Genomic DNA, 8,724 nt, shown 5'->3' on the forward strand with positions numbered 1-8,724 from the left:
ATCCCTGCACAGGCTGGTTCAGGACAGCCACAGCTGCTTAAACAAAACGTAAGAGCGCATTGCCAAACCACCGCAATACGAGCAGGGAGCGCAAAACGCGGCAGTATACCCGAGCCCTCCCCGGCAGGGGGTGCCGCTGAGAAGACTCATTCCGCCACACTGCCTCGCTTTCCCATGTAGGAGCTGCCGAAGGCGCGGGCCGCGTTCGGACGATCTTTTGATCTTGATCTTGATCTTGAAAAACAAAATCAAAAGATCGCAGCCTTCGGCAGCTCCTACAGGGATGGGCGGTGGATCTGCGGGCCGTGGCGGGGCAAATCTGCCGTGCGGCTGGCTTGAGCGCGCAAGAAGGCCTAGAATTCCCGCATTGTTTATTCCCCCAAGGTAGCCCCGTAATGTCCTTCGCTGAGCAACTAACCCGCCTGCAAGTCTTTCTCGACGCCGACGAGCTGCACGAAGAGGCGCTGGATTACGTGGCCGCCCACGGTTACCTGACCGCCCTGTCGATCTGTGCAGAAGATGTACCGGAGCGTGAGTGGATCGACGCCCTGTTCGCCGAAGAGCCGCATTACAGCAGCGAGGCCCAGCGCGAAGAGATCGAGGCCACGCTGATCGGCCTCAAGGCGCACATCGCCCGTCAACTGGCGTCCGACGAAGAATTCGAACTGCCGTGCGACCTGGACCTGGGCGACGAGCCGGACGACTCCGAACTGCGCGGCTGGTGCATCGGCTTCATGGAAGGCGTGTTCCTGCGTGAAGCGGCCTGGTTCGAGACCGCCGAAGAAGAAGTCAGCGAAATGCTCCTGCCGATCATGGTCGGTTCGGGCTTGTTCGACGAGCAGCCAGAGTTCGAAGACATCGCCAAGGACGCCAACCTGATGGACGACATGATCGTGCAGATCCCAGAAGCCCTGACCGCGCTGTACCTGCTGTGCCAGGCGCCAGACGAAAAACCGGCGATCCTCAAGCCACGTCACCACTAAGATCCGGCCTATGGACAACCCCATAGGCAACCGCTCCCTGATGTTGCGCTACTTCTTGCTGGCCGTCGGCTGGCTCAGCGTGGCATTGGGGGTGATCGGGATTTTCCTGCCCGTGCTGCCCACCACCCCTTTCCTTTTGCTGGCGGCCGCCTGTTTCGCGCGCAGCTCTCCGCGTTTCTATCAATGGCTGATCGAGCACCCGAAGCTCGGGCCATGGATTCGCGACTACCTCGACGGCAACGGCATACCGCTCAAGGGCAAGGTCTACGCGATCGGCTTGATGTGGGCGAGCATTCTGTTCTCGTGCTACCTGGTGCCACTGCCGTGGGCGCGGGGGTTCATGTTGACCAGCGCGGTATTGGTGACGGTGTATATCCTCAAACAGAAAACCTTGCGCAATCCCTGATTTCACCCTGCTCTCACTCTCGTAAAAGCGACCAACCGTTCATCGGATATACCCGCCCACCTGTTATTTCTGACAGTAGCCAGTCCCTCCCCTTCAGGCCTTAAATCACTCCTGCCCCTGATCCACAGCTCGAACTTTCAGAGCCAGAAATCCTTGAGTTCACGGGTGCACCAATCTGGATGGAGTTGATCATGTTCACTTTCCGTCGGTCCCTGTTCCCCAGTCGCAATGAACTGCCCGCCCCGTTGTCAGGATTGTACCCACCCTACTTCGCCGACATGGTCATCCCGGTGCCGGGTGCTGACGGAGGGATCAACAAAAAAGCATTTGAGGCGTTCCCTGACGGTCTGTTTGCCCTTATCGACCCCTACCTAGGCATGGCGATCGATGATCTGCTGGAAGTTTTCCTGAATGACGAAAAGGTCGCCGAACTCAAGGTCAGCGATGAACACCTCAATCAGCGATGGTTCTTCTTCGCTCCCAAGGACGGGTTGCTACCGGGATTATTCACCTGCCACTACCTGTTGACCCGGGCCGGCGAAACCGTGCCCGACGATCCATCGGCCAAATTGACGCTGTTGCTGGAAATCGACGACCCGGCCGGTGACGACACGCGTCCCTTCGAGCCTTGGCATTCGGAGCTGAAGATGGTCGGGTTACCGCAGGATGTCATCGATAACGGTGTGACCAAGCCGTGGCTCGACACGGGCGTGCCAATGACCATCACGCGCTATCCGAATATCGCGGAGGGCGACATCATTCTCGCAATGTGGGGTAGCGTTTTTCTTCTGCCACATGTGCTGACAGAGGCAGAAGTGGAAGGCACCGTCGACATTGTCGTCATGGCCCGGCCCGAAGATATCCTCACTGCCGGTGACAGTGCGGCAATGAAGATCCACTACGATGTTTGCGATGTGGTTTACAACTGGAGCGTGAAGTGGTCAGAGGCCACGACCGTAAAGGTCGATGCCGGGGTATCACGTCTCGATGCGCTCATCATCAAGGAAGCGGATGACGGGAAAATCATCCTTGCGGACCTGGATGCCAACCCGGTCACCCTGCAGATCCTGATCAAATCCAACGACGTCTTCACTGCCGGTGACACGCTCGTGATCACTGTAGTTGGCACTCCGATTCCCGGCAGACCACCTCAGACATTCAGCGTTGAAGCCATCGTCCGCAACCCGCCCTATTTGCATGAGATCCCGGTTGCCTACGAGTTCGTGAAACTCTTTGCCCAAGGCACCCTCGACGCCTCCTATGCATTGCGCAAGCAGGATGGCAGCCCGACGCTTTATTCCAGGCGCACCTTCGCTACGGTGATCGGTAATCCGTCTTTGCTGCCGGCTCCGACCATCAACGAGGTGGTCGGGAACATTTTGCCGGTTACGGTAATGGCGGCATCCGTGGTGGTCAGGTACCCGGGTATCCGCAATGGCGATCACCTGACGTTGATCTGGCTGGGCAAAAAGTCCAACGACGATGCCTATCTGCACGAAGAAGAGCACACCGTCTCAGGTGAAGAGCAGAAAGCCGGCGAGGTGACGATTTACGTCAGCAGCGAGCACGTTTTAGCGCTGGACAACGGCAGCCTCAAACTGCAATACCGGGTATTCAACGATGCTACCGGCCAGTATGGAACCAGTGAGTCCGAGTTTCTGCGGGCCAGCGTGGGCACATGGCGAGCAACGCTTCCAGCGCCCAAGGTCGAAGAAGCACCGGATGACATTCTCGATCCGTCTCAAACAGACAAACTGGTGCATGTGCTGGTCAGACCGGTGGACTGGGTCAAGGGCGATACGCTGACTTACCACTGGATCGGGGTCACCCTCTACGGCAGCACCACCGCAAGCGTGCCGATCACCCTGGCAACAGTCGGCCAACCCGTAAGGTTCCGCGTGGACAAACGCTATGTCTCGGCCAATATCGGCTACTACGTGACCGTCATCTACACGTTGCTGCACGCTGCCTCCGGGGAATACAGCTATTCCGCGCCTCTGGAGGTGATGGTCGGCATCCCTCTGGGCAAATTACCGCCACCTACGGTTGTCCAGGCCCCCGGCGGCATGCTGAATCCAATGGACGCACGTAATGGCGTGGACATCGATTGCAGCTACGCGACCATGGACACCTTGCTCGACACACTCGGATTGAAATGGCGGGGCACGCCAGGCGCCGGGACTTCGGAAGACCTGGAGAAACCCGCCGAGGCCACCGGCACCGTGAGGTTCCACCTGCCACCTTCGTTTGTCGGCGCCAATATCAATCGCGAGGTAGCGGTCAATTACGACGTCCAGCGCTATGGCTTGTGGACCGCTTCGGAAACCCTCCCGCTGAAAATTCTCACTTTTCAAGACCCTGAAACGGAGCTGCCAAGACCCGAGGTTCCACAGTCGACCGCAGGTGAATTGCTGGTAATGGAGCTCACCGGGAACGCGAACGTTCTGGTCAAGGCATGGCCGTTTATTGCCTTGAAGCAACGGGTCTGGCTGTACATCGAGGGCCTGGCCAGCACGGGCGCTTATCGAATCGATCTGCTCAGCGCGCATGAAGTGAACTCAACGCAACTCACTCAAGGTCTGAATGAAACCCTGCTCAAGACGGAACTGCTGAAATTGCTTCACGGCTCCAACGCCATCGTGGTTTGCAAAGTCATGTTCGATAACGGCACGGATGAAGATGCCGCGATCGTTTTCCCGAAACTGCCGCTGATCATTCACCAGCACTACGAGTACGTCACACCCGTCATCACCACCGTGAAGACGGCACAAGGCACGGTCATTCCCGAAGCGGGCCAGACCTATGACAAGCGTGTGACGATCGAAGGGACAGCCACGCGGGCCGAAGAAGTCGATGTCCAGATCAATGGCGTATCCAAAGGCATGCCAAGCGTGGATGCCAGCAGCAAATGGACATTGACGGTGGATTTGATTGAGGGTTTGCAACGGGTGGAGGCAATTGCCCTATACGACGTCGATGACAAAATCAGCGAGCCGCGAACCTTCACGATTGCTGTCGCTACGAAGCCAAGCATTACCGCCGTTACGGACGCCAATGGTCCCGTTGATGACAACGACACGACCTATTTCACTGAGGTCGCTGTATCAGTTCACGCGGACAGTCATCAGGTGGTGCAGCTTTACGACGGGGCAACGGCAATCGGAAACCCGATAACACTTGGCGGCAATGGCGAAGGAAGCACCCGGCTGCAGAATCTGACGCCAAGGACTTACCCGGTCAAAGCCAAGGCAACCTATGGCGATCAACTGGAGTCGACAGTCCGGACATTTAAAGTGGCGCAAGCTACGGCTCCAGCCATATCCGGGGTGCGCGACTCAAAAGGTGATATCAGCAACAATGGCACGACGTTCGAAACTGACGTGGACATCTTTGGCACTGCTGTCGCCAACCAGCGTATCCAGATTTACAACGGCACGACGCCCATTGCACCCGACACACCCGTCGACAACAATCGGAACTGGACCAAGACGCTGACCAACCTGACCCCGTCCGTGTACCGAATCTCGGCAAAGGGACTGTACGGTAGTCAGCCAGAATCTGCGGTTAGAGTTTTCACTGTGCTGGAAGCGTTGGCTCCAATCATTTCCCTGATCAGTGATTCAAAGGGAGAAATCCCTCCCAATGGCACAACGTTCGACGCCACGGTGACGGTTACCGGCACTGCGAGTAACGGCCAGAGCGTGCAAATCTACGATAACAACACGGCTGTCGCTCCCGTCACACCTGTAGATTCCAGTGGCAATTGGACCAAAACACTGACCGGTCTGAGCGCCATCACCCATACCATCAAGGCCAGGGCTTTGTACGGTACGCAACCGGAATCTGCGACTCGTGCCTTTACCGTGGCAGTTTCTACGACTCCTCGTATCGTTTCCGTCACCGACGTCAAAGGCTCCATTGGCCACAATGGCACGACGTACGAAAGCGAGGTCACAGTAACCGTCAGTGCGGACAGCAATCAGCGTGTCCAGCTATACGACGGTGCAGCACCCATTGGTGCGCCGATACCACTGGGCCTCAATGGCAGCGGCAGCATTCGACTTGCCAGCCTCAGTCAGAACACCACCTACACCCTCAAAGCCAAAGCACTCTATGGAGGTCAGCTTGAGTCACCCCTCCACTCATTTACCGTCAGGGCCCATCGCACCACTACGCTGACTTCGGTCCGGCATTCAGGCGGCGAACTGGGCCCGGGCGGGACAACCACCGATACCTCGGTGGTCGTGAGCGGAGCAGCAACGCCGCTGTACAGCGTGCAGATTTTTCTCAACAACGTGGCGGGGCAAACCGTGCCTGCCAACGGCAGCGGTGACTGGTCACTCAGCCTCGGCATTCATCTGGGCTCGAACACGGTGTACGCGAAGTCGGTAGCCAACAATCAACAGACCGCGTCGCGCAGCTTTATTCGGGAAAATCCGTTGGCACCGTTGAACTTCAATACCAGCCCGGTCACGTTGGGTGGCAAGACTTACATCATTCCGGGCAACCCCGAAGTTCTTCCTGCTTTCGACTCTGGTAACTCGGTGCGACATCAGGCCTCCGGTGGCCTGCCAGGTTATACCTATGTCTCAAGCAACACGGGAGTAGCGGTAGTCGATGGAACCGGGTTAGTGACCGTGCGCGGCAGGGGGGTAGCGACCATCACCGCCCGAGACAGCGCCAACCAGTCCAAGAGCTACAACGTGACGGTGACGAACGTAATCCACTGCATAGGCTTAGGGAATGCAACCTGGGGGCAAGCCAACTCATCGGCCGCGTCGGCAGGCGCTCGGATCCCCAGCATGGCGGAGTTGTACGAAATACATGTGGCTTATGGAAGTCGGTGGCCCATGGGAAATTATCATTACTGGTCAACCGATGACAGTAACTATTGGTGGCCATATCCGGCAAAAAAAACCAGGTATCTGGTTTCAGGAGGTGAAGGATCCGCCACAACAGGGGGTGGTTATTCTAACGTTGTAGGCATTCGCTGATGAAGGGGACAACGGCCTTCGCTGGCCGTTGTCTTTTTGGCTGAGAAACACCGTAAAGCGAATCCAAGGGTGTGACCGCTGGTCGAAAATCCATACTCACCTGTCAGATCTGACAGTAGCCAAATCCCCCGTCTGATCGCTCAATCACTCCACCGCCCACACCGTTCGGCAGGAGTTCCCGTCATGCTCGTCCAACCCAAAAAGGCCATCAGTACACGCGCGCTGCTCGACCCCGAAATCCCCGGCGCCAAGTTGCTACCGGACGGCAAGTGGGCCATCAACCGCGCCGCCGCACTGCTCAATTTTCCCGCTCTGGGCCTGAAGGTGCAGCTCCCGGTCTGGTCGAACAAAGGTCTGGGCGACAAGGTCGAGCTGCTGCTCAACAACGTTCCGGTCGACCAGCAAACCGTTACCCAGCCGGCCGAGCAAACCCAGCGCACCACCCTGTTTGTCGCACCGGGCCGCTTTCAGACCGGCGCCTGGGAGCTGGCCTATCGGGTGACACGAGTCGCTCAACAGCCGGAGCCTTTTGCTCCGCCACTCCAACTCGCGGTCAAACTGGACATCCCCGCCGGCCAGGACACCAATCCAGAGCAGGGCCACTCCAACCTGCACATGGCATTCAGGCCACCGGAAATTGTTCAGGACGGTGTCGACAAGGACACCGCCGAAAAAGGTGTGGACATTGTGGTGAATGCCGTACCCGGCAGTGGCTCCAACCTGCCTTATCCCGACATCGCCGTGGGCGACGTGATCATCGCGAGCTGGGGCGGCAAGCTGGTGGCGTCGGCGCCGGTCACTCAAGCGCAGATCGATGACCCGCTGAATAACCCGATCGTCATCCATATCAGTAAAGACATCATCCGGGCGGCGGGTGATTCCGGGAACGAAGGGCTGGCGGTTTCATTCCTGGTCAGAGACTTTGTCGACAACGACTCCGAGGACTGGTGCAAGGAAGCGCGCATTGTCGTCGACACCGGCAACTCGCGGCTGGATGCGCCGATTCTCAAACAGGCTGACGGCAACGAACTCGACCTCGACCAGTTAGGCAATGAACAATTGCTGCTCCAAGTCTTTGCTGCATCGTCCGACGACTTCAAACTCGGCGACATCATCATCATGCACTTGCAGGGCACCACCCTCGACGGCGACCCCGTGGCGGTCGACGCTCGCCAGCGCGTCGACAAAAATCCACCGCTTGTGGTCGAGGTGCCGATGGACAACGACGGTGCCCGGGCACTGGCAAAAACCCAGGGGGTGTTTTTCTTCGATCTGGAACGTGACGGCCGCATCATTCAACGCTCCAGAGGCCGCTTCATCAACATGAAGGGTGAACCCAAACGTCTGGCAGCCCCCATCGTCGAAAGCGCCGTAAGCGGTGCGCTGGATCCGGACCTGGCGAACGTGATCGTACGCTTCCCCTTCGATCCGCTGATCACCGATGACAACGCCATCGAACTGCTCTGGAGCATCACCCTGGCGGACGGCACCGTTTTCGAGCCCGAGCTGGACTGGATCTTTCCGACCCTGCAGGAGGCCAATGACCCCGACGGCTTCATCGTCATCATTTCAGGCCCCGACTACCTGAAACCCGGCGAAGGCGGCACGCTGAAGGTGTCGTACAACCTGCTCAGCGAAGGCGAGAACGACGAGGTCATTCGCAGGCCTTCCCTGCCCGCCGCGCCGTTGAACATCGGCGAGCCCAGGCTTGAGCTGGTTCCGCCCATCCTGCTCGGTGAACAGGACGGTGCGCTGGAACCCAGGGACCTGCCCAACGGCATCAGCGAAGTCACCTGCCCCAACCCGGTGAACAATCCGACCCTGCCCAAGGATGTGGTGCACTGGCAATTGCATGATGCGTCGAACAAGTTGCTGTTCGAAGACGACAAGACACTCAATGCCCTGAGCGCCGGCAAAGACGTTAAATTTCCGCTCAACGCCGCGTTTGTGCAGCAGTACTTTGAAGCCCGTCGCGGTGAACAGTTAAGTGTGCGCTACCACATCGTTCGGGATGCAACGGACAAGATCAGTTATTCGAATCCGTTGGTTTTTGTCGTCGGGGAAGTGGTGGAATTGGTACCACCAACTATTGACTCGGTGAAGGGTTTACCTGGCGAGGTGGAAATCCCGGATGGCGGTACGACTGTCGACACCATGGTCAAGCTGTCAGGGGCCGGGGCCAAAGGACAGAAAGTCCAGATCAAGGATGGCACCACCGTCAAAGGTGAAGCGACGGTTAACCTGACAACCGGCCTGTGGGAACTGACCCTGACAGGCTTGAGCGTGGCCGCTCACAGCTTCACCGCTATCGCACTGTATGGCAGTGGGCAGGTGTCCGCGG

General features: G+C 58.1%; 4 protein-coding genes. All 4 read left to right on the forward strand.

Annotated features, from left to right (window positions below; genetic code table 11):
• Positions 1–395: 395 nt before the first annotated feature.
• Positions 396–983 (forward strand): UPF0149 family protein, encoded by a 588-nt coding sequence (locus ACU680_RS19475; protein WP_007962155.1) that lies wholly within the window; start codon positions 396–398, stop codon positions 981–983.
• Between the two features lie 10 nt (positions 984–993).
• Positions 994–1,389, forward strand: a complete 396-nt coding sequence (locus ACU680_RS19480) for a YbaN family protein (RefSeq protein ID WP_007962157.1) — start codon at positions 994–996, stop codon at positions 1,387–1,389.
• Between the two features lie 191 nt (positions 1,390–1,580).
• Entirely contained in the window at positions 1,581–6,383 is a 4,803-nt protein-coding gene (locus ACU680_RS19485; RefSeq protein WP_367083755.1) for an immunoglobulin-like domain-containing protein, read from the forward strand.
• A 183-nt stretch (positions 6,384–6,566) separates the two neighbouring features.
• Positions 6,567–8,724 (forward strand): Ig-like domain-containing protein (locus tag ACU680_RS19490; RefSeq protein WP_448180285.1); only part of this gene is annotated, 2,158 nt, incomplete at its 3' end.

This window comes from Pseudomonas sp. LF020 (assembly GCF_053456425.1).

Bases quoted from the DNA above. Each gene is read 5' to 3' on its own strand.
- ACU680_RS19475 (WP_007962155.1), top strand. From the start codon at position 396: ATGTCCTTCGCTGAGCAACTAACCCGCCTGCAAGTCTTTCTCGACGCC.
- ACU680_RS19480 (WP_007962157.1), top strand. From the start codon at position 994: ATGGACAACCCCATAGGCAACCGCTCCCTGATGTTGCGCTACTTCTTG.
- ACU680_RS19485 (WP_367083755.1), top strand. From the start codon at position 1,581: ATGTTCACTTTCCGTCGGTCCCTGTTCCCCAGTCGCAATGAACTGCCC.